At 57.0% G+C, this 22041-nt stretch carries 20 protein-coding genes; 13 read left to right on the top strand and 7 right to left on the bottom strand.

Features of this window, described 5'->3' with window-relative positions:
* Positions 1 to 2: 2 nt before the first annotated feature.
* The gene (locus tag EYC82_RS08695; RefSeq protein WP_279249144.1) at positions 3 to 1025 is read right to left on the bottom strand and encodes an NADP-dependent oxidoreductase; all 1023 of its coding nucleotides are present in this window, start codon (positions 1023 to 1025) and stop codon (positions 3 to 5) included.
* 219 nt (positions 1026 to 1244) lie between these two features.
* Entirely contained in the window at positions 1245 to 1943 is a 699-nt protein-coding gene (locus EYC82_RS08690) for a sulfotransferase (protein ID WP_279249143.1), read from the bottom strand.
* 204 nt (positions 1944 to 2147) lie between these two features.
* Between EYC82_RS08690 and EYC82_RS08685 the strand changes: the two genes are divergently transcribed.
* Positions 2148 to 3734 (top strand): hypothetical protein, encoded by a 1587-nt coding sequence (locus EYC82_RS08685; protein ID WP_279249142.1) that lies wholly within the window; start codon positions 2148 to 2150, stop codon positions 3732 to 3734.
* Between the two features lie 14 nt (positions 3735 to 3748).
* On the opposite strand, the gene EYC82_RS08680 is transcribed toward EYC82_RS08685, so the two are convergent.
* The 5 genes from EYC82_RS08680 to EYC82_RS08660 all read right to left on the bottom strand — a co-directional run bounded on the left by EYC82_RS08680 (position 3749) and on the right by EYC82_RS08660 (position 9422).
* Entirely contained in the window at positions 3749 to 4342 is a 594-nt protein-coding gene (locus EYC82_RS08680; RefSeq protein WP_279249141.1) for a DUF4136 domain-containing protein, read from the bottom strand.
* Between the two features lie 217 nt (positions 4343 to 4559).
* Positions 4560 to 6125, bottom strand: a complete 1566-nt coding sequence (locus tag EYC82_RS08675) for a SulP family inorganic anion transporter (protein WP_279249140.1) — start codon at positions 6123 to 6125, stop codon at positions 4560 to 4562.
* A 260-nt stretch (positions 6126 to 6385) separates the two neighbouring features.
* A complete protein-coding gene (locus tag EYC82_RS08670; RefSeq protein WP_279249139.1) occupies positions 6386 to 7468 on the bottom strand; it encodes an SMP-30/gluconolactonase/LRE family protein in 1083 nt (360 codons plus the stop codon).
* A 36-nt stretch (positions 7469 to 7504) separates the two neighbouring features.
* A complete protein-coding gene (locus EYC82_RS08665; protein WP_279249138.1) occupies positions 7505 to 8428 on the bottom strand; it encodes an ADP-ribosylglycohydrolase family protein in 924 nt (307 codons plus the stop codon).
* 166 nt (positions 8429 to 8594) lie between these two features.
* Positions 8595 to 9422 carry a TauD/TfdA dioxygenase family protein gene (locus EYC82_RS08660; RefSeq protein WP_279249137.1) on the bottom strand — a complete coding sequence of 276 codons (828 nt, stop codon included), beginning with the start codon at positions 9420 to 9422 and terminating at the stop codon, positions 8595 to 8597.
* Positions 9423 to 9809: 387 nt separating this feature from the next.
* Between EYC82_RS08660 and EYC82_RS08655 the strand changes: the two genes are divergently transcribed.
* From EYC82_RS08655 to EYC82_RS08600, 12 genes are all read left to right on the top strand, one after another.
* Positions 9810 to 10298, top strand: coding sequence for a KH domain-containing protein (locus EYC82_RS08655; RefSeq protein ID WP_279249136.1), 489 nt, complete (start codon positions 9810 to 9812; stop codon positions 10296 to 10298).
* Between the two features lie 250 nt (positions 10299 to 10548).
* Positions 10549 to 11367, top strand: coding sequence for a tyrosine-protein phosphatase (locus EYC82_RS08650; RefSeq protein ID WP_279249135.1), 819 nt, complete (start codon positions 10549 to 10551; stop codon positions 11365 to 11367).
* On the top strand, positions 11309 to 12472 hold the full coding sequence (locus EYC82_RS08645; RefSeq protein WP_279249134.1) for a hypothetical protein: 1164 nt from the start codon (positions 11309 to 11311) through the stop codon (positions 12470 to 12472). The genes EYC82_RS08650 and EYC82_RS08645 overlap by 59 nt, the downstream gene beginning before the upstream one ends.
* A gap of 221 nt (positions 12473 to 12693) precedes the next feature.
* Positions 12694 to 13419: a polysaccharide biosynthesis/export family protein gene (locus EYC82_RS08640; RefSeq protein ID WP_279249133.1), complete on the top strand. Its 726-nt coding sequence runs from the start codon at positions 12694 to 12696 to the stop codon at positions 13417 to 13419.
* 54 nt (positions 13420 to 13473) lie between these two features.
* Positions 13474 to 14169, top strand: a complete 696-nt coding sequence (locus EYC82_RS08635; protein ID WP_279249132.1) for a polysaccharide biosynthesis/export family protein — start codon at positions 13474 to 13476, stop codon at positions 14167 to 14169.
* A 17-nt stretch (positions 14170 to 14186) separates the two neighbouring features.
* Positions 14187 to 16469 (top strand): GumC family protein, encoded by a 2283-nt coding sequence (locus EYC82_RS08630; protein ID WP_279249131.1) that lies wholly within the window; start codon positions 14187 to 14189, stop codon positions 16467 to 16469.
* Between the two features lie 14 nt (positions 16470 to 16483).
* Positions 16484 to 17938: a J domain-containing protein gene (locus EYC82_RS08625; RefSeq protein WP_279249130.1), complete on the top strand. Its 1455-nt coding sequence runs from the start codon at positions 16484 to 16486 to the stop codon at positions 17936 to 17938.
* Positions 17935 to 19221, top strand: coding sequence for a hypothetical protein (locus EYC82_RS08620; RefSeq protein ID WP_279249129.1), 1287 nt, complete (start codon positions 17935 to 17937; stop codon positions 19219 to 19221). Before EYC82_RS08625 ends, EYC82_RS08620 begins: the two co-directional genes overlap by 4 nt.
* Positions 19218 to 20711, top strand: a complete 1494-nt coding sequence (locus EYC82_RS08615) for an O-antigen ligase family protein (protein ID WP_279249128.1) — start codon at positions 19218 to 19220, stop codon at positions 20709 to 20711. The genes EYC82_RS08620 and EYC82_RS08615 overlap by 4 nt, the downstream gene beginning before the upstream one ends.
* Before the next feature lie 67 nt (positions 20712 to 20778).
* Positions 20779 to 21282 carry a transcription/translation regulatory transformer protein RfaH gene (rfaH, locus tag EYC82_RS08610; RefSeq protein WP_279249127.1) on the top strand — a complete coding sequence of 168 codons (504 nt, stop codon included), beginning with the start codon at positions 20779 to 20781 and terminating at the stop codon, positions 21280 to 21282.
* 157 nt (positions 21283 to 21439) lie between these two features.
* On the top strand, positions 21440 to 21775 hold the full coding sequence (locus EYC82_RS08605; protein ID WP_279249126.1) for a MarR family EPS-associated transcriptional regulator: 336 nt from the start codon (positions 21440 to 21442) through the stop codon (positions 21773 to 21775).
* A 12-nt stretch (positions 21776 to 21787) separates the two neighbouring features.
* Complete coding sequence (locus EYC82_RS08600) at positions 21788 to 21925, top strand: hypothetical protein (RefSeq protein WP_279249125.1); 138 nt, start codon at positions 21788 to 21790, stop codon at positions 21923 to 21925.
* Positions 21926 to 22041: the final 116 nt, after the last annotated feature.

Raw genomic sequence — 22041 nt, 5'->3', positions numbered from 1 at the left:
ACTCACGGTTTCACCGCTACTAACTGTTTACCGATATTACCGCCGCGGAATAAATTGATCAGAGCATCAGGCATCTGCTCAAACCCGTCGAATACGGTTTCTCTGTGCCGTAATTCCCCGCTCTCAAGATATTGCACCAATCCGGTGATGGCTTCTGGAAAACGCTTGGCGTAATCCATCACCAGAAAACCCTCCATTCGGGAGCGCTTGTAAATGAGGTTAAAGTAGTTGACGGGGCCGGGCAGAGGCCCGCTTTCGTTATACCGAGAAATACCACCACACAGTGCTATCCGCGCGTGCATCGCGAGGTTGTCGAGGGCGATGTCGAGAATCTCGCCCCCGACATTGTCGAAATAGACATCGATGCCGCCGGGGCACAGCGCTGCCACGCGCCCTGCGGTATCCTCAGATTTGTAGTCAATGGCAGCGTCAAATCCCAGCTCTTGCGTTAGCCATGCGCACTTGTCCTTGCCTCCGGCAATGCCGATCACGCGCGCACCGGCAATGCGCGCCAGTTGCCCGGCGACCGAACCGGTGGCGCCTGCCGCACCCGAAACCAGCACCGTATCGTCTTTTTTGGGGACGCCTACATCCAGCATGCCAAACCAGGCGGTGAGGCCTGTCAGTCCGAGTACATTAAGCGCCGTGGCGGGCACAGTGGCCTCGGGCAGTTTTTGCAGGGGGGTGTTGCGTCCGTCGCTCACCAGGTAGCGACGCCAACCGATCATGCCCGACACCGCTGTGCCAACCGGTAGCGCCGGGTTGTCCGATTCGATTACCACACCGGTACCCTGACCGCGCATGAGTTCGCCGATTTTTACCGGGGGCACATAGCTTTCGCGGTCTTCCATCCACCCGCGCATTGCGGGTTCTACCGCGAGGTAGGTGGTTTCTACCAACACCTCGCCCTTGCCGGGTTGCGGCATCGGCCTATCGACGAGGTTAAAGTCTGTGGGCTTTACCTCGCCCTGTGGTCGCGAGGCCAGCACAAAGTGCTGGTTACAGGGTGCACTCGATTTTGTCATTGCTATGGGTTCTCCGGCGTTGTCGCTGGGTGACTTTTTGTGAGTCGCTGATAGGCGACCCAGTGCATAGTGCCTTGGATGGGTATCACAGTACAGGGCGCGCTACTGTCGTTCCAATAGGTTGCGACCTTAATCGCTTGCGGACATTTTTCTACGCAGAAAAACTGCGTTTGAGACCATCAGGCCATCAGGCCATCAGACCATCAGACCATCAGACCATCAGACCATCAGGTCATAGTTCCAGTCGTTCAGCAGCGCCGCGTCCTCCTTGAAAGCCTGAGTAAACGTATCGCGAGTATGTGGAGGAAGGGACTCGATCTTCTTCATATTCAGATCGGTAATAGGGCGCGTGAGTGTGCCGTCGATAGAATGTACCTCGAAACTGGCCTTATGATTAATGTCGCTGAGAGCAGGAATGAATTGAGCCAGGTGAGCGCAGGTTCCTGCGGGATCGCTGACCAAGGATTCGTATGTTAATACCAGTGCGTTTTTTAGCAGTTTGGAGTTTTCCAACTGGGTGCGCAGGCACATGAGGGCGAAATTCGCCGCGCGTTTCGCCGGCCAGTGATTACGTCGCATAAGACCCTCTGCCTGCGCGTACGGATTGCGCACCATGATAATGAATTGGGCGGGCGTGAAGTGCTGCTGAATCTCATTGGTGCGAATTATGTTGGGTGGACTTTTTTCCAACCACAGCGGTTTTTCTGCGTTCCAGTGCTTGTCCCAAACCTGTTTGATGTGCGTCCAGGGCAGCGTGTGTTGCTTGTCCCATGGTTTTTCGCGCATAACGTCCTGCAACTCGGGCAGCATTTGTCCCTCTGTGGGCAGTGATGACACCTGTGCGGATGTGGATATCAGTTTCCACAGTAGCGTTGAGCCGGAGTAGGGCGGACATAAAATAAAAAGGTAGGAGGACATGACGTGATGTATTGCCCCGCGATCGGCCATCGGTAGGTTTACGAATGATAACCACACTAGCAGAGGGCGCGTTGTCGTGCCAGAACACGGTCGTATTTGCGTGATACAGCATTATCGTACTTGTCGGCAATGACCCAGACTGTATGCTATGTGCGGTAGCTAACGGTATAGGAAAATGGGTGAATGAGAACCAGGAGAAGGTTGATGGCCTCTCGAGAAATGACGACAAACACCGTTTTTTTTGTGCTCTTGTTTACTTATCCACTGTTCAGTTTTTTATGGCGCAGGGACTACCCGGTCTTCTCGCTTGAAGTGATGTGGCTGCTGGGTATTCTTTTCGTTACAGCGCTGTGCGTCGGCCTGCTGTGCTCACGTATCAGCCCGGCGATATCGAATCTGGTGACCGCTCTCGCCTTATTTCTGGTATTTGTACTGCAGCTTAACCCCTCGCTCAGCGGCCTTGTTGCAGGTCTTATTGCCATTGGCGGAGTGTTGCTGGTGTTCAAGCAGCGGCTGCGGCGGGTGGGCGTTTACATACTTGCCGCAATTCTGCTGGGTGCGTGGCTCGATAGTCGATTGGAGCCCCACCTTGACCGGCCTGTCGAGAATGCTGCCAAGGCTAACAAGAGTCTTGCCCCAGTCGTGCATATTCTTCTGGATGGATTTATTGGACTTGCCGGACTGCCAGATTATCCGGCCTCCAAGATCATTCGCAAAAAAATGCTGACGTTCTTCGAGGCCAACGATTTCGAGCTCTACACACACGCTTACAGTCGTTTTGCCCGAACGGGAGAATCCGTTTACTCGGCGATGAACTTCGGCCATACGTTTGATCTTTCGTTTGGATTGCAGAAGTTATCGGGTGAGCAGCATATACTGCCGGAAAATGCCGTTTTTTCTGTCATGGAGTTGATGGGATATCGGCTCAACATTTACCAGACGGGGCACATCGATATGTGTCGGTCTAACCCGACCAGTCTTGATCGCTGCTGGCAACATGATCAACCCAATATTCGATCTGTGCTTGGTGCTGGAGATGCCCGTATGCGCTTTTATGCGCTGTTGAAGACTCTGCTGAGCCAGTCGCGAGTAGCAAAGAGAATGATAGAAAATACGGAATGGACCGCGGTGATAGAAGTGGCAAATTACGATCCCGCCCTTTTTGACGTGTTGAGTAAAGACATTGCGGAGCGCCCCCGGGGCAACTATTTCTACGCACACGCACTGATTCCACATGGCCCCTACATCTACCAGCCAGGCTGCACGGTCAGTTATGACCACGCGCCTCTGCTCACGTCCGCCCGGACGCTGGAGGAGCCGCCCCTGCAAGGCGATGTCTATGAAGTCCGCAATGGCCTCTACTTCGCTCAGATCGACTGCGCTCTGGATACATTGCAATCGTTGTTTGCCGATATGAAAGCCCGCGGCGTCTATGACCGAGCTGTTATTGTGCTGCACGGAGACCATGGTTCACGGATCGGTCGGTATCAGTATCTTTCTGAGCACGTGCAGGATTTGAGCGTTGCCGATTACCGTGCCGGTTTTTCAACGCTGTTTGCCGTAAAGTATCCCGGCAGCCGGTTTGCGCTGCGTGACACGCCTCTGCCAATCGCGCGTCTGTTGGAGACGTTCATTGATGAGATACCGAACTACGTGCAGGAATCCGCAGAGTATCCCGAATTCGCGCCAGCTGCGGAGGCTGCCCCTGATTCCTCGAAAACGGCCCCGTATATTTATTTGCTGGGTGAGGTGCCGCCCACGCGGGTCACTATTGACCTGTTTGGCGATTAGGCGGCTGCAGGTAGTCAGTGGGTGACAGTGGCGTTATATCCGGGTGGGAAGTCAGCAAAAATCGCCGCCGCAGTTTTGCGTCGTTCTTCCGCAGCCTTGGCGGCATCTTTTTCCCGACCCATACGCGACACATAGGTTGCGCGCCACTTGGAACGCATTTGTGCCGGGTCGATCAGGTCGACGATAAAGGTGCCCTGCGTATATTGGCGAACTGTTACGTCGGCCACAGGCGCGCAGCGCCAGCAATTGTAATAACCGGCCGTATTGTATGAGCGAATATCGGTTTTTTCCTGTGTGACAAGGTGCCATGCAAGCAGCATATCCGCCTCTGAATTTTGGTCTACGATTTGATAACCCCGGCGAGTCAGTTCATCGGCCAGTGCAGTGTCGATTCGATCGATCTGTATGTCCGACAGCATCGCAGCAGATTCAGGTGTGCGAAGAATGGGTTGGATCGCGATCTTACGCACACCGGAAAAATTGTAGTTCGTGTCGTAGTCGGTGGTGATGTTGAGCGGTGTGGCGCAGCCTGCCAATACCAGGGCGCACGCCATCAGTATAAGCAGCCCTGCCTGGCTATGTTGCGTTTGCTGAGTCGCGAGGTTCACAAGGCTTCTCCGTGTATCAATCATCGTTTCAAACAACGAGTATACCGTTGCGCGGGCCAAATGCGAGTTTACTGAGTATCACTGAAAGAGCGCGCATCCCCGCAGGTCGAACAGAACAAGCGCAGTGATAAATAGAGTTTGCGCGGAATGGCACCATGGCTGGTCGCAGCAGAGCGCGGTGCGCTCCAGTTGAGGGAGGGCTGAGCGACAGGACGCCCTAGCCAAGCACATCGTCCGCCACGAAATACCGCGGATCTTCGATCACGTTGACCTCCACCAAAGCGCCTGCCCTGCGCAGCAGCCTGCGACATTCTTCGCTCAGGTGCACGAGGTGCAGCGTTTTGCCCACATTGAGGTAGCGCTCTGCGAGGGTGTCGATAGCCTCCAGACCGGAGTGATCCGCTACTCGGGACTGCGCGAAGTCGATCACCACGTCGTCATTGTCTTCGGTCGGATCGAACTGCTCAAGAAACGAGGTGACTGAGCCAAAAAACAGGGGGCCATGCACACCGTACACGGTAGATCCTTTGTGGTCCTCTCGTACCTCGACGGAGATATGCTTGGCGTGCTCCCAAGCAAAAACAAGAGCGGATACGATAACCCCGACCACCACTGCAACGGCGAGATCAGTCGCGACGGTAACCGCAGAGACCAGCACCAGAACCAGAGCGTCACTGGCGGGAACCTTACCCAGCACACGAAAGCTACTCCATTCAAAGGTGCCAATCACCACGATAAACATCACGCCAATAAGCGCTGCAATGGGAATTTGCTCGATCAGTGGCGATGCGACCAGAATGAAAAATAGCAGCGACAGTGCGGCGGTAATACCCGACAGGCGGCCGCGACCGCCAGAGTTTACGTTGATCATACTCTGGCCGATCATGGCACAACCGCCCATACCGCCGAACAGCCCGGTGGTGGTATTGGCGACGCCCTGGGCGACGCACTCTATGTTGCCGTGGCCGCGCGTCTCGGTGATCTCATCGACCAGGCGCAGTGTTAACAGGGATTCGATCAGGCCAATGGTCGCCAGGATCATGGCATAGGGGAAAATGATCGTCAGCGTGTCCCAATTTAGAGGCACGGTGGGTATATGGAAACTGGGCAGTCCTCCCTTGATAGACGCCACGTCCCCGACAACGCGGGTGTCCAGGTCCAGACCGAATACCAGTCCGCTGATCACCAGTATGGCGACCAGAGAAGAGGGCAGCGCAGAGGTGAGTTTGGGTAAAAAATGGATGATCAGCATAGTCAGTGCAACCAGTGCCAGCATCATGGACAGCTCTGAGCTCTGCAACCATGCGACATCAACCGTAGAGCCTGCGAGAAAGGTGTCGTGCAGCCAGCCCGGTTCTCCCGCTGTACCGAACTGACCCAGCTGCGCCAGAAAAATCACGATAGCCAGTCCGTTGACGAAACCCAGCATGACGGGGTGGGGCACCATGCGTATGAATTTGCCCAGCTTGAGAATGCCCGCGCTTATTTGCAGTAAGCCCATGAGTACGACGGTAGCGAACAGGTATTCAACGCCATGATCGGCAACCAGTGCGACCATCACCACGGCCAGTGCGCCAGTGGCGCCTGATATCATGCCGGGACGACCACCAATACAAGCGGTGATGAGGCCCACCATGAACGCTGCATAAAGCCCGACCAGCGGTTCAACACCCGCGACGAAGGCAAAAGCAACCGCCTCGGGCACCAGTGCCAGTGCGACGGTCAGGCCCGATAGCAGGTCATTTTTAATCGTTGCTATCTTGCTGGGGTGGAATTCGAACATATTACGCTCACGTCAACAGGCGGCGCCCGCCAACGTGAGAGGCGCGTCGCAAAGTAAAATTCAGGACCGATCGACGGGGGTAGTGTTGTTATGCGACGACGGGAAGGATGCGCAGTCTAGTGGATAGCACTGGGCAGTACAATGCATAAAAGAGGGGTAAAAGTGCAGGTTTTCAGTACGCACTGAGATCAGTGTAGGGCAGTTGTGAAGCCCCACTGGTGTGCCCCGGACCGGTAATCTCCGAGGCACTGCCTTTGCCTTTATTGAGCGGTGAAGTCGGGTACTGAAACCAGTCGATCCCCGGCAAATGAACCCATGTACACACGTCCATTCTGCGGTACGGCAACGGTTGCCGCGCCCATAGGAGCTCCCTCCCATGCGAAGAGAACTTCTGTGCTCATATCTTCCGGGTCGAGCGCGATAATCTCAAACGCCGCACCACAAGGCTGTTCCTTCACCTCGAAGCAGGCGATCAGTTCCAGCACAGAAGTGTGGGAAGCAATCCACAGGCGCCCATCGGTGCCCCAGGCACTGTTATCCGCATTCGACAGGGAAGCGGTTGCCAACACCTCGCCAGTATCCGCATCCAGCTTCCACACCTCTTTCTCCAGATACATATTGGCGAACACGTGGCGGTTGTCCTCGCTTATTTCGATGCCATTGGGCTGAGCGGCTTCCGTGCCCGGCAGTACTCGCAACCCGGTATCCTGGTTCCAGCGCCATACATCGCCAGAGGGGATCCCCGCGAGGCTCTTCACCAACTCCCAGCCGCCTCCGGTTTTGAACATGCGGGTGTAGATAACATCGCCGTTGTCGAGGCCCACCACATCGTTCATGAACGTGTCGGGTGCCGCGAAAACACAACCGCGCCAGCGCAAGGTGCTGTCACCACCGGCGTTATCCAATTCAAACAATTCGACGGCCTCACGGCTGCCGTGATTCACCACTAGGTAGCGCCATTGACCGTCATCGAGTTGGTGCAGGTGCGTGCCGTGGGGGCTGAACGCCTCGCCGGGCGGTGTTGTACAGGACGCGTCGCCCCAGAGTTCCTGCGCTGGCCCTGCTGCAGTCGCACTGGGGAATAATGGTTTGCGTTGCGCGGTCTGGGTATCGAACAGGGAGATGCTGCCGGCGCCTTCATCCATGCCGCCAAAATGAGCGAGCAGCAGGTAACGTCCGTCATTCAGTGCGGCGATATCCTCTGGTGCCTGCATCTGACAGTGGGGCTGGATATCGCCGACCGCTTCGCAGCCCTCAATAGGCGCAGGAGCGCCGCAGCCTGACAGAGCGCCGAGAGCCAACGTTGTAAATAACAGCGCGGTGGTACGTTGTATTCTTTTCATGATCGTCGCTCTCCTGTTCGAATTGAGTGCAGTACGTCAGAGTCGCTCTGACAGTGCACACAGTTGCTCCGCATACTCGGTAATCAGATTGTGTTGCGTGAGCCGTTCGCGCCACGCAGCGGGAATACCCGACTCGCCGTAAAAAGCGCCGGCAAGTTGGCCGAAAATGGCACCGGTGGTATCGGCGTCATCGCCGAGGTTGACCGCCATAAGCGCGCCTTCCTCGAAACTATCGCTGTGGTGAAAAGCCCACAACGCCGCTTCGATAGCATCTACGACATAGCCAGTACCTTTTATCTCTGGCGGCATTTTTTGGGTGTATGACCCTTTCGCAATCGCGAGAATGTCGCTGTTGCTGTCATCGGTGAATAGCTCGGGGGGGATAGAGGCGGTATCCAGAATAGTAGCGCGTGATGCGCCGTCCAGCGCACGCACAATCAACTCGCTATACAGCCCACAGGCATCGAGGCAGGCGCGGGCACCGTGGGTGGTTGCCGAACTGTTAGCCGCCTGCTGCCAGCGCTGTGCATCATTCTGTCGGAAGGCCAGTGGCAGTGGCGCAAGCCGCATGAGTGAGCCGTTGCCTGCGCTGTTTTTATCAGTAGAGCCTGCAACGGGGTTGCCGCTATCGCGGAAACTGTGCAGGGCTTGCTTTACCGTATTGCCGATATCAAAGCAGCTCCCTGTGGAGCTTAGGTGCCCTTCCTTCCACCACCGAACATAGCGGGTCATCTGGTCTGCCGCATCAAAGCCCTGTTGCTCTATGAGGCTCTCGGCGAGGCACAGCGCCATGGAGGTATCGTCAGTCCAGTACCCCGGGGGCAGTTTCAATGGGCCGCCGCCGACCATGTCATCGATCGGCTCAAAGCTGCCGGGAGAACGGAACTCCAGTGTGGTGCCCAGCGCATCCCCTGCGGCCAGGCCCAGCAGTGCGCCTTTATAGCGTTCGATCAATTGCATCAGGCGTTGTTATTCTCCCGTTTGCAGAGCCGCATAAGTTGCGCACAGTCTACTGGTTTCGCGAAGTGAGGGACATAACCCGAGCCGGTACGATACGTGGGAACCCGCCGAAATGGGCCCCAGGCCTGGGCACAGGCCACGCCGTGGCAGGGCACAAGGGTGTCAATCAGGCGCTAATGGCTTCACCGGCGAGTGTGATGCGATGCATAAGGCGCCGCTGACCGGCGTAATCATTATCGGCTTGATGCCAGGTCAGGCGGTTATCCCAAATCGCAACCGAGCCGGGCTGCCAGTCGAAGCTGCAGGTATAGGCAGGCTGGCTGGCGAATTCGTACAGGTAGTTGAGGATGGCGAACGCTTCGCCGTGATCAAGCGCTTCGATGCCGATAGTATGCCCGGGGTTCACGTAGAGCACCGGCTGCCCAGTGACAGGGTGGCTGATAATCATCGGGTGAACGGCTGAGCCCACCACATCCATACCGCCGAGATTTTTCGACTGATCGGTATCACGGTAATAGCCGCCCTCGCCATACAGGTGTTCATTGGAGTGCACGGCTTTGAGCCCGTTGAGAATATCCCAAAAGCGCGGTGATAAATCGGCGCAGACTCTGCCGAGGTGGGCAAACTGCGTGTTTCCTCCGTGAGAGGGCAACTCCCGCGCCACCAGTATGGAGCCCAGTGCCGGCGCCGCCTCATAGGAGTGATCGGTGTGCCACCCGCCACCGATATTCATGGTTTGGTCTGCCTCCTTTAATACTGTCGCAATGCGGGGGTGGCCCTCTACAGGGGTAAAAAACTTGTTTAATACGATGTCGCCCAGTGCCTCTGCCAGTGCAATATGCTGGGCTTCGCTGATCACCTGATCGCGGAAAAACAGCACGCCGTGTTCAAACAGGGCGGCGCGAAGGGCCGCGGCAGCGGCCGCATCAACGTGGGATAACGCGATGTCGGACACGGTGGCACCGCATCCGGGAGAAAAGGGCTGGATATTCATAGGGCACACCGTATTACCGCTCAATGTTCAACGTGCCCAGCATAGTATGGATGGTGCGATGCGGCCAATATGGTCTATTTTGCTTTTTGGCAGGGCTGTACCTACACCTATATCTACATTCGTATCGGGAGCCGGCCGCGCCAGGGCAGCGCACTCTGCGCAGCCTCCTCAGAGGAGGCGCTGCGCAACGTCGCTCTAGTGCCTCAAGCAACCGAGCCCGGGCGCCACCCGTTGATGGATTATTGCAAAATGCAACTGGATGTTGGATAAATGCAAAATAAGAGGTATTTTTTCCACTATCAGGGTTTCCCCCTATGGCAGATAGCCGAATCATCGGATATAGTCCCGTTTCTGTCACGAATTACAGCCCGTTAGCAAGGAATGACCATGAACATCAAGACACTAGCGATCACCGCCGCATCGACTCTTCTGCTGGGCAGCAGCCTTTCAGTCGTTGCTGATAATGTTGGAACCGAGCTTACTGGCCTGCAATTGCCCGTTATGATTAATCAGACGGGTGCCTACGTCGAGGCTCAAAAGAATATGGCGGTATATCCCGGTGATCGCCTGATGGTGATGGGCGGTGGTTCTGCCCAGATTCAGTACGCCAACGGGTGCGTGCAGACGGTTGAAGCCAATGAAATCCTGCAGGTAGGAACGCCGGAATCCTGCAGCGCGATAGACACAGCCAGCATCAATAATCAGATGGGCGCTGCTCCCGGGGTCGGAGGAGGAGCTGGTGCGGCAACCGGTGTCCTGGGAACAAATCTCGGAGCAGGGACTCTCGCGGTAACCGCGGCCGCAGGTGTGGGCGTGGTTGCCAAAGGCGCAGACTATGACGGTAACGGTGCTACGTTGACGCCTATCTCGCGCTAAACGCTGGTCGGAACGCTCTCAAACGCCCAGCAATTGCCGGGCGTTTTTGTTTCGTGAATATCAAATGATACCGGCCCGCGTGCAGCGCGGACCGTCGGTTTTAGTGTAAACGATCACTCTTTTCTTATGCCTCTGGCGTTGCTCAGGTAGGACGTGTGTAAATGTTGCTAATCAGTATATCGTTACCTGGTAATCGTCATGTTTAGCGACCTGCGCCCATTGCTGTTTCGCTCCAGGATAGAACGCCCGTATGATTGATTTACATTGCCATATGCTACCGGCTATTGACGACGGCGCCCGTGATCTCGACACGGCGTTGAACATGGCGCGTCTGGCAGTGGCTGACGGTATTACCACCACGGTGTGTACGCCGCATATTTATCCCGGTTTGTTTGAGAACACTGTGCCCGGTATTCAGGATGCCGTCGTCGACTTTCGGGCGGCGCTGAAGGCCGCGGGGATACCGCTGGCGATTAGTTATGGCGCTGATATTCAGGTGGTTCCCGACCTGCTGCAGGGTTTGAGAGCCGGGGCACTGCCCACGCTCCACAACAGCCGCTATTTTCTGTTTGAGCCACCGCATCACGTTGCGCTGCCAGGTATGTTGGATCTTTTACACAACGTCATCGCGTCGGGCTATGTGCCGATTATCACGCACCCCGAACGGCTCAGTTACGTTGAGGATCACTACGAGCAATTCCTCGAAGCGGTCTCTATGGGTGCGTGGTTGCAAATAACCGGTGGCGCCCTGTTGGGTCGCTTCGGCCACAGGGTGAAGGCAATCTCTGAGCGTTTTCTGGCAGAGGGCGTGGTGCACCTGCTGGCCTCAGACGGGCATAATCTCAAAAACAGAACACCAGAGCTGTCAGAGGCGCGCGCAGCGGCAGCGCTGCTGGTGGGCGAAGACGAGGCGCAGCGGCTGGTACAAGACCGTCCGCGTGCCATTTTGGACGATCGGGAGCCGGGTGCGGTCTCGCCGCCTCATGTGCAGCCTCCCAGCAGCAACAAACATGACGGTAAGGCGCGCACACCCGGATTGCTGGGGCGCCTGTTGGGTGCCGGCAGATGACGGCGAATCTGTTTTCTTCCGTGTCAGTGAGTGGCCGATGCTGCCGATAGGAACGCTAGCGTTGATAGGCGCATTTGCGGCCATTGCGCTGTGGTCGACGGCGTGGTTAGGACACCGCGTTGACCTGGTGGATCGTCCCAGTGGGCGTAAGAACCATACAGGCGATATTCCGCTAACGGGTGGCCTCGCGATATACGCCACACTGTTGTTCGGTACGATGGTGCTATCTATTCCGCCTTATACGGCCATGTGCCTAGCGCTTGCGAGCGGGTTGGTTTTGCTGAGTGTGTATGACGATTATCAGCATTTAAATGCGACCGTGCGACTGGTGCTGCACTTCGGCTTCGGCGGTTTGTTGGCCATGATCGGCGGTATCAGCATCTCCAATGTGGGTAATCTGCTTGCAGCGGGCGATATTCCTTTGCTGTGGTTGAGCGTTCCGCTTACGGGCTTATCTGTGGCAGGCTTGTGCAACGCGTACAACATGATCGATGGCATCAACGGGTTATCTGCCAGCCTCGTGGCGCTGCCGCTTGCGGTGTTGTTAGTGTTGGCGCGCACTGCAGGCCACGATGGTGCCGATTTTGCGTTGCTGCTGTTGATTCCCTGCGTCATTTTTCTGGTGTTCAATTTGGGCCCCAACAACACCGTATTGCCAAAGGTTTTCCTGGGTGATGCCGGTAGTGTCACGCTTGGTTTTTTAGTGACCGCCTCGCTGGTCTATTTTTCACAGGGCGAGAACGCGGTGATTCTGCCGGTAACGGCCCTTTGGCTGGTCACGGTACCGCTGATGGATATGCTTGCCACCATGCTGGGCCGCTGGCGCAGAGGTGCGCGCCTGACAGAGGCCGACCGCTCGCATCTGCATCATTTGCTGGTGGATCAGGGTATGGGAAGTCGCCAGGCTCTGGCGGTGTTAGTGGCCTATGCCGGCCTCTGCGCGGGTGTGGGCCTGGCACTGGAACATGTGCCTGAAAGCCTTAGTTTGCTGATATTTTTTGTTCTTTTTATTGTTCACTGCGCTTTTGTCTTGCGCCGACGCCGAGCGATTTTGCAATCCTCGGGCGCTGTGCCGCCGGTGGCGAGTGACCCGCTAGCGGATTAAATTGCAACACAGCGATGCTGCAGGGCTGCGTCGCCCGGTCTTGGTCATTCGGGCACATCGCCAGGCGCACGCTGCACGCGCGCGGTGACACTCGCCGCCGTGCGCTGCGCTATAATTTAACCAGTATGGGTGGCTTGTGTGAATCGATTGAATCCAGTATTGCCGCAGGTATGGCCGTCGTCAGGCACACTCTGCGGCGTGAATGATCAGGATACTCCGTTATGTTGAGAGTGAGAAGGTACAGGAGAGCGGTTTGCCAACACCTGCTGCTATTGGCGGTGGTGTGCGGTGCGATGGTCGTTGGCGCGCAGGCGTCTGCCGCAGATTCGGGTGAATTACAGGCCATGCCGGCCACGCCTGCACCGGGCAGTGGCGTGGTGACGTTATCCACCAATGATTATCGCATAGGCCCTTCCGACCAGTTGGAAATAGACGTATTTCAGATCGAGGAGCTGTCGGGTGTGGAGCGGGTGAATTCGCGTGGCTATATTAAAATGCCGCTCATTGGCTCAGTGAAGGTGGCCGGGCTGACGCAGGGCCAGGCAGAAAACCTGATTACCGAGCTTTACGCTGAAGACTACCTGGAAGACCCTCAGGTCAACATCGACATTGTCGAGTATGCCAGTCAGCAGGTGACGGTGATGGGTGCGGTGAAGAAGCCCGGCGTGTTTGCGCTCAAGGGGCGAACTACGCTGCTGCAGGCCCTGGCGATGGCTAATGGCCTGGACGGCTTACCCGACAAAGAGGGCGTTATCATCTTCCGCGCGAATACCGAGGGCAAAGTCGTCGGTTATGTGGTGGATCTGGCGCAAATCGAAAACGGCGAGCAGGGTGACCCCGAGGTCATCGGCAGTGACAAAATTGTGGTGCCGGTGGCCGGTGTGGCGTCGGGCATTAAAGGTATCACCGACACGTTGCGCGGCTTCGTTGGGTTCCAGCGCTATTAAGGGTAACAGCGCGCTATGCGATAATGCGCGGCGTATTATGGGGTGGGTGGTACTATGAAAATTGCTAGGTATTGCTGTGTCGTTGGGCTACTGCTGGGCGGTATGTCGCTGGCGTGGTCGGCGGGCCCTGAGATGATGAGTACCCCTATGCCCCTGACGCCGGAAGACGGCAGCGGTGCCGTCGAACTGTCGACCAGCGACTACATCCTCGGCCCCTCAGACCTGCTGCAAATTGATGTTTTTCAGGTGGATGAGCTCTCGGGTACCGAGCGTATTAACGCCGCTGGCTATATCAAAATGCCCCTGATAGGCCTGGTGAAGGTGGCGGGCTTGAGTCGGGAGCAGTCTGAGGATTTGATCGCTGAGCTTTATGCCGAGGACTATTTGCAAGACCCGCAGGTGAACATTGATGTCATGGAATATGTCAGCCACCAGATTACCGTACTGGGGCATGTGACGAACCCCGGCGTCTATCCGCTAAAGGGCAAAACCACGCTGCTGCAGGCACTCGCCATGGCCGGTGACGCCGGCGCGCTGGCCGATGAAGAAGAGGTCGTGGTGTTTCGCTCCGATGAATCCGGCGCCGTAGTGGGTTACGTGGTGAATCTGGAAGACGTATTGGCGGGCACTACCGTCGACCCGGAAATCATTGGCAACGATAAGGTGGTGGTGCCGGTCTCCGGCAGCAAATCGTTTATCAAGGGTATTACGGACACCCTGCGCGGCTTTGTCGGCTTCGCCCAATTTTAGCAAGGTTTAAATAATTCATGAGTTCAGAGTCTCCGCCTACTAATCCCGTGCCCGCTGATCAGCAACTGATGATTGCTGAGCTGAAAAATCAGTTGGCGCGTTACGAGCAGGCGATTGCCGCGCCAGCGGCCGCCCCGGTTGATGATGATGATTTCATAGACCTGCGCGAGATATGGAACCTGCTGTGGCGTCGGCGCTGGACGATCTTTATCACGGCGGGCGTGTTGCTGGTCGCCACGATTATCGCCACGACGATGATGACGCCGATTTTTCGCGCCACTACGGTGCTGCAAATTGAGCGGGACGCGGGCAAGGTAGTGGAGTATCAAGGGGTGACCAGCGAGGAGTCATCAGGCTCCAGGGATTTCTACCAAACCCAGTACGAGCTGTTGCAAAGCCGCACACTGGCGCGGCGCGTGATCGACCAGCTGGGGCTGCACGAATCCGGCGCTATGGTGCCAGATGACGCGGAGCCCAGCTTTATCGCCGGCCTCATTGGCAGTGTGAAAGGGTGGTTCAGTGGCCCTGCGGAGGCGCCACAGGACGCATTGCCGCGAGACCTGGAAGCCGTGTTTCTGGGCAACCTGTCCGTCGCGCCCATTAGTAACTCCCGTCTGGTGCGGCTGTATTACGAAAGCCCCGACCCCGCCGAGGCCGCCCTGGTGGCGAACGCCATTGCGGCGTCGTTTGTGGATATGAGCCTGGAGCGTCGCTTTGAGGCCTCGGCCTATGCCAAGGGCTTTCTCGAAGAACGCCTCAAACAGGTGCGGGCCGATTTGGAAGATTCCGAACGCGCAATGGTCGCTTACACGCAGGAGCGCGGCATTATCAATCGGGATGACAAGCTGGGCATTCTGACGGAGAAGTTGAAGGAGATGAACCGGGCCCAGGTGCAGGTGGAATCCCAACGCTTTGCGGCAGAATCACAGTATCAGGAGATGCTGAGCGCCAGTATGGCCAGCCTCGCCGAGATGCTGGAGAGTGGGGTAATCCAGAACTTGAAGCAGCAGCGCGCCGATTTAACCTCTGAGTATCAGGAGAATCGGAAAATCTACAAGCCGGATTACCCGAAAATGCTGCAGCTGCAGGAAAAGATCGCACAGCTTGATCTTGAGGTGAGCAAGGAGATCGGGCACATCCGCGACGGCATTAAGGTGAAGTACCAGGCCAAGATGCGTGAAGAGGCGATGCTGTCAGAGCGTATTACGTCAACCCGTGCGGAAATCCTTGATCTGGAAGCCAACAGTGTCGATTTTAAAACGCTGAGCCGCGGTGTTGATACCAACCGCGAGCTCTACGACGGCCTGTTGCAACGCTTGAAAGAGGTGGGCGTGGCCGCCGGTGCCAGCAACAATAATATTTCCGTGATCGACCGCGCTGAAGTGCCGCGCAACCGGTTTAAGCCGAATATGACACTCAATGCGGCGCTCGCACTGGTGTTGGGCCTGATGCTGGGCGCGGCGATCGCGTTTTTGTTTGAAGTGATGGACGACAGCATTAAATCGGGTGCCGACCTGGAGAAACTGCTGAATAAACCGGTGCTGGGCATCATTCCCAACCTGAACGCTAAAGAAGTAACGGATTATGATGTCGCTTTAATGGCCTATCAGGAGCCCACCTCGGCGCTGGCCGAGGCTTATCGCTCCATGCGCACGGCGCTCACGTTTTCTACCGCCGAGGGCGCCCCCAAGGTCATGCAGTTCACCAGCGTCGTGCCTAACGAGGGTAAAACCACCACCGCGGTGAATATCGCGATCAATTTTACCCAGACCGGCAGCAAGGTACTGCTGATTGACGGTGACCTGCGCAACCCATCACTGCACAAATTGTTCCGCTGCCCCAACGAAAAAGGGCTGACCAACTACCTGACGGGCAATGCAGACCCGGCAGAGGTGACCCAGTCGTTAGGCATTCCCGGGCTGTTTACGATGACGGCAGGGCCGGTACCGCCCAACCCCGCAGAATTACTGCAAGGCGGCAAGCTGGTAGAGCTGGTGGCGCTGGGCGCCCAGCGGTTTGACTATGTGATTATCGACAGCCCGCCACTGCTGGGCCTGGCGGATGCGGTGATTATTGCTGATGCCGTGCAGGCGACGATTATGGTGGCGGCCGCTAATAGCACCCGCACGGGCGCATTCGAGGCCGGCGTAAAGCGCCTGCAGCATTCGCGTGCCAGCATACTGGGCACGGTGTTGACCAAGTTTGACCTGAAAAAATCGGGTGATGGCTATGGCTATGGCTATGGCTATGGCTATGGCTATTCTTACGGTGGCGACAGCGATGATGGGCAACGCGCCTGAGCACCTCAACGACAGTGATTCCTGATCTACTGGCAGCGGCGCTGGCCTTTTATCGCGAGCCCGCGCGCTTCCCACGGTTGCGTGACGTGGCCGCGCCGTTGCCGGCCGGCCTTACAGACCTGCTGGCCGCCACCACATCTCTTCTTTCCGATGAGCAGATTACTGCCACCGCGGCCGCTTTAAATGCGACAGAGGGTGAATGCCGGGACAGCGTCAGTTTTTTTCTCAAGCAGGTGATGCTGGATGCGGCCGGCGACTACTACCGCATTCTGGGCGTTACCCCGGATGCCCCGGCCCAGCTGATTAAGCGGCATTACCAGTACCTCATTCGCATTTTTCACCCCGACAAGGGGGTTGCCAGTGATAGCTGGGATGATGTGTACGCGCCGCGCATTAACGAGGCCTATAACACCCTGCGCAATGGGGCGAAGCGCAAAACCTATGATGCGGCGTTAGCCACCGCCAACCGGCCGCGCTCGGATGCTGTGCGCCAGCCCGCGACTAAAGGGCCCGCCCCGGCAGAATCTCGAGGGCGCACAGCAGATTCCGCATCGACCATTGGCTTCTCTGCGCGGGCGAAGCAAGCCACCGTGCTGGCGCTGGTGTTGGTGCTGGTGTTTCTGGCACAACTCCTGTACCGACAAAATCAAAAGCCCAATTTGCGGGTTGCGACTGCGCATACCGGCAGTGAATCGATTGCCGAAGCGAGCATCACGATGCCCCGGCAAGACCTGTTGGGTCAACGCGGCGCGCTGCGCTTTAACGATAAGCCGCCGGTTGCAGTGGCGGTGAGCGCGCGAACCGCACAAGCAGCGCTCGCATTAGAGCCACACCCAGCGCCTGAGCCTGAGCCAGAGACAAAACCCGAACCCGAACCAGAGCTCGAACCAGCACCCGAGCCAGAACCAAAACCAGAGCCGGAACCAGAGCCGGAGCTAGAACCGGAGCCCGAGCCGGAGCCAAAGCCAAAGCCAGAACCAGAACCAGAACCGGAACCGGAACCGGAACCGGAACCAGAGCCAGAACCAGAGCCAGAACCAGAGCCAGAGCCAGAACCAGAGCCAGAGCCAGAACCGGCGCCTGCGCAGGTGGCTCAGGCGTTGGGGTCCAATATCACGCTGCCTCAACTGGCAGCACTCATTGATGGTTTTACGGCAGCTTATGCCGCTGGTGATGCGGCGGCTTTTGCGGCGCTGTTTACGGAGGCTGCACAAACCACTGACGGTAACGGCCGTGATGCCGTTTACGCCGAATATGCGAATTTTTTCACGCAGACGGTGTCGCGCCAGATGTCGCTGCGCAATTTCACCTGGCGCGACGTTACCGAAAACGGACGCCTGGGCTTTGGTCGGTTTCGCATTACGACGCTGGGCGCAGAGGGCGAAGCGTCGATAGTCGAGCTGGACATTACCCTCGAAGCGATCCGCCAGGGCGATGCCGTGTTGATTAACAGGATGTACTACCAGTGAGTGCGCGGTTAAATGACAGTCATGCAGGCGTGACCGGCAGGCGAACGGCGCTGGTCGTGATTGCCGCTGTGGTGACGTGGCAGATATTGAGCATCAATTTATCCGATTTTTTTGTCGCACAGGCCCGTGATGGCGACCCCGAACAGTTGCAAACGGCGCTGTGGTGGGATCAGCATCACCCGGCGGCGCTGGCGCAATCAGGTGCTAATGCGATACGGCAAGAGCAGCCCGCCGCGGCGCTGCCGCTGCTGCAAGCCGCCATTGCAGCCAACCCGGCAGACGCGCGGCCGCAAATGGACGTGGCTGCCCTGTACTTAGCAGACGATAACGTAGCACAAGGCGACCGTCTGGCAACGGTGGCCAACACACTGATGCCGGTGCAATATGCCGTGCAGTTAGATCTGGCGGTGTACTGGTCTGCGCGCGAAAACATCGAGCAGGCGGTGCAGCATTTGGCCACAGCGCTGGTCGGCAACCAGAGAGGACTGCGGGAGAGCTACTTTCCGCAGCTACTGGGCATTGCGGCGCAAGCGCAAACCCAGGGCGCGCTGCTGCCCATCACCGAAAATCCTTCAATCTACCCGTGGTGGGAGGCTTTTTTTAAGTACGCTGCTTCCAATGCAGAGAACGTGGCCACTGTGACAGCCTTGGTTGAGATGCGCGAGGCGTCGACGCAGGTGCCATTGAGTGCGCGTGAACGTGACCTGTATATCGGTCGCCTGCGCAAAGACGAGTTGATTGCCGAGGCCTATCTGTACTGGGTGAATGGTCTGGATAAAGAGGATATGCAATACCTGGGGTATGTGTTTGACGGCGGATTTGAGCGCGAAATCGTCAACAAAACCGGCTTTGAATGGCGCGCCTCCCCGCCCAAAAACAGCGGTATACGCATTACCTCGGGTGATACCTACGGATCGGAAGGCGACACCGCCTTGCGTGTGTCGTTTAGCGGCAAGCGTATTCGGTTCAGGCACCTCAGCCAAAACCTGTACCTGAGCGAAGGCACCTATGCGTTCAGCGGCAGGGTACGGCCGGACACTTTGAAGGCCCGCCGTGGGTTGCAGTGGCGTGTTGACTGCAATGCAGGGGCTCGCGGACTACTCGGCAACAGTGACACCTTTGCCGGCACCGGCGACTGGCGCGATTTTGTCTTTGATATTACGGTGCCCGCGGACTGTGTCGGCCAGGTGTTGACGCTAAGGTCGGTGGGCACGCGCGACGTAGACCACGAGATAGAAGGCACCCTGTGGGTGGATGCCTTAAGGATTGAACGCAAACGATGAATGCCTCGTCGTCAATTGCCAGCAGGGCGCCACAGGTATTGCTGGCCGCGTTTATACTGCTGGCGCCCCTGTTCCGCTCCGGCAAGATCCCGCTGGCCGCGCTGCTGCTCGAATTGCTGGCGGTGGCCGGGTTTTTGGCCCTGTGGTGGGGCACTGAGCGCCGCATTCTGTTGCGGCGTGTAGAGGTTGTTCTGCTGGCCGCGTTAGCGGTTTTTCCGCTGTTGCAATTGCTACCCTTGCCTGGGCTGAGCCGGGTAGATCTGCCGGGGCAGGCAGAGTATTTTCTGGCGCAGCAGGCGGCAGCAGTCGATCAGGGCGTGGTGACGTTGTCGATCATTGCGCGCGAAACCCTGTCGGGCTGGTTGATGTTATTGGTGCCGATAGCGGTGTATCTGCTGACAAGAGCGACCTCGGTGCGCACGCTGCAGAAGCTGGTGACACTCATGCTGGTGGTCGCAACGTTCCAGGCGGTGCTCGGCCTGATGCAGTTTGGCTCGTCGCCATCGCCGGTATTTTACCTGGGCTATGAATATGGCAATGGCAATGCGGTGGGCACTTACACCAGCCGCAACAATTTTGCCGGATTTCTGTATCTGTCGTTGATGTTGAGCCTGGCGCTGTTTATGGCCACCCTCGGTCGGCAGACCCCGGCGCAGCAGGGCAGGAGCCTGCGTGAGCGCATGCAGTATTATGCAACGGCCGACGGGCATCGTGCGTTTTCTTATGGCGCGATCGCACTGCTGCTGTTACTGGCGATTATTTTTACCCGCTCCCGCACCGGCATTGTGCTCACGCTAGTGGGTGTTTTGCTGGTGAGCGCAGTATTTTCCCGTCGCATCGGCGGGGGCAACACGTTTGGCCGCACCGGGGTTATCGTGTCGCTTGCGGTGGGCCTGGCGATCGCCATCGGCCTGGGCACAGTGTTGGAGCGTTTTACGGTAAGCGGCCCGCTATCGAATGGCCGTTGGATTATATTTGACGGCGTGTTTGAGGGTATCGGCCAGTTCTTTCCCCTCGGGGCCGGCACTGGCACGTTTCAGCAAACCTTTGCCCGCTTTCAAGACCTCAGTCAGGCCAATTACTTTATTAATCGGGCCCATAACAGCTACCTGGAGTGGATTTACAATGGTGGCATAGTGGCCATTGCGCTGATAGTGGGCTTCCTCGCGCTGTATTTTGCACGGTGGTTTAGCCTGTGGAAGCGCGGTGACTGGGGCGAATTTCGGTATATACAGGTGGGCGCGGGGCTGGGCCTGCTGCTGATGCTGTTACACGAGACGGTAGACTACAACCTGTTTGTGCCGGCCAATATGGTCTACTTCGCTTTTTTAGCAGGAGTGTATCTGCACCCTTACCGGGAGCCGACTGCGTCTAGGCAGCGCACCAAACGCAAAGGCGAATCGGCGGTAGCCCCCGCAGAGGAGGGGCTGCGCAAAGTCGCTCTGTTGCCGCAAGCAGCCGAGCCCGAGCGCAACCCGTTTATGGATTAGTGCGAAATACAGGCAACACACACTTAGGCCCGACTCTCCGGGCCCTTAATTTCGGATACCAACGCAAATGAGTATGCAATGGTTTGTGGTGCAGGCTAAGCCCCGGCAAGAAAGCACCGCTAAGGAACAGCTTCAGCGCCAGGGTTATGCCGCCTATCTGCCGATGATAGCAGTCCGCAAGCGCAGGCGGGTGGCCTGGACAACATCTGTCGAGCCACTGTTTCCCCGTTATCTGTTTATACACGCTGATGTTAATCAACAGAGTCTGGCGCCGGTGCGTTCAACGCTAGGCGTTTCGGGGTTGGTGCGTTTCGGCAATGTACTCAGGCCGGTGCCCGATGCCGTCGTGCACTACTTACAAGAGTTAGAGGCGGTGCAGGGCGCTGAGCCGGGCGAGGAAAGCTGGCCTTTTCGGGCTGGCGATAAAGTGGTGGTGTTAGAGGGCGCCTTTGCAGGACTCACGGCTGTGTTTGAAGGCGGCCAGCCCGAGGCGCGCGCCCTGATTCTGATCGAGTTACTGGGGCGAAAAAACACTGTCGAGGTGCCTATTAATGCGCTGAATGCGCTGTAGCTAGCCACTGGCTCCGCGTTAAACGCCTTTTGCAAGCTAAGACTTTTCTTTATTAGCAACCTGTGTTCAACTGTTGAACACGTCAACACAACGCCGCATTGCGCCCGTGAAAAGAACCAGGGTGGGGCGGTAGCGTGCCAAAAGCAGATAAACCGGTATGACAGAAGATTCCGAATACACCCTCCTCAAGCTGCTTGAGGCGAACCCGCAAGCGACTCAGCGCGAGATTGCCAGCGAAATGGGCGTAAGCCTGGGCAAGGTCAACTACTGCGTGCAGGCTTTAGTGGCCAAGGGCCTGGTGAAAGCCACGAACTTTAAAAACTCCCAGCGCAAGGCCGCCTATGTGTACTTGCTGACACCTAAAGGCATTACCGCAAAAGCCGCCATTTCGCTGCGCTACCTGCGCCGCAAGGTGCAAGAGTACGAGGCGATCAAGGCCGAAATTGAGTCACTGGAGTCTGAACTAATTGCGCAAGGCGTCGATGTGAGTTAGGCGGGCCTCTAGATGACAAATCAGATAGTAAACAATCTAGGCCCACATGCGTTTAGCCATCTTGGTTGTGACGCATCGCTGTATGCAGCTATGCCCGAATTTAACTTTGCCAAGCACAATAATGGCATTTACGGCCTCATCGATACCTGATTGATGAATGACTGCAGCACATCAACCGCGTTCTGTGAGTAACGATTCGAAGTATTTAAATTATGTATACAATCTAGAAGTACCACATACTTTATGTTGCGAAATCAATGGTAGCT

Origin of the sequence: Candidatus Marimicrobium litorale, from assembly GCF_026262645.1 — a bacterium.
Taxonomy (GTDB): Bacteria; Pseudomonadota; Gammaproteobacteria; order Pseudomonadales; family Halieaceae; genus Marimicrobium; species Marimicrobium litorale.
Note: the sequence above shows the minus strand (reverse complement) of the source record. Positions and strands in the feature narration are given on the sequence as shown.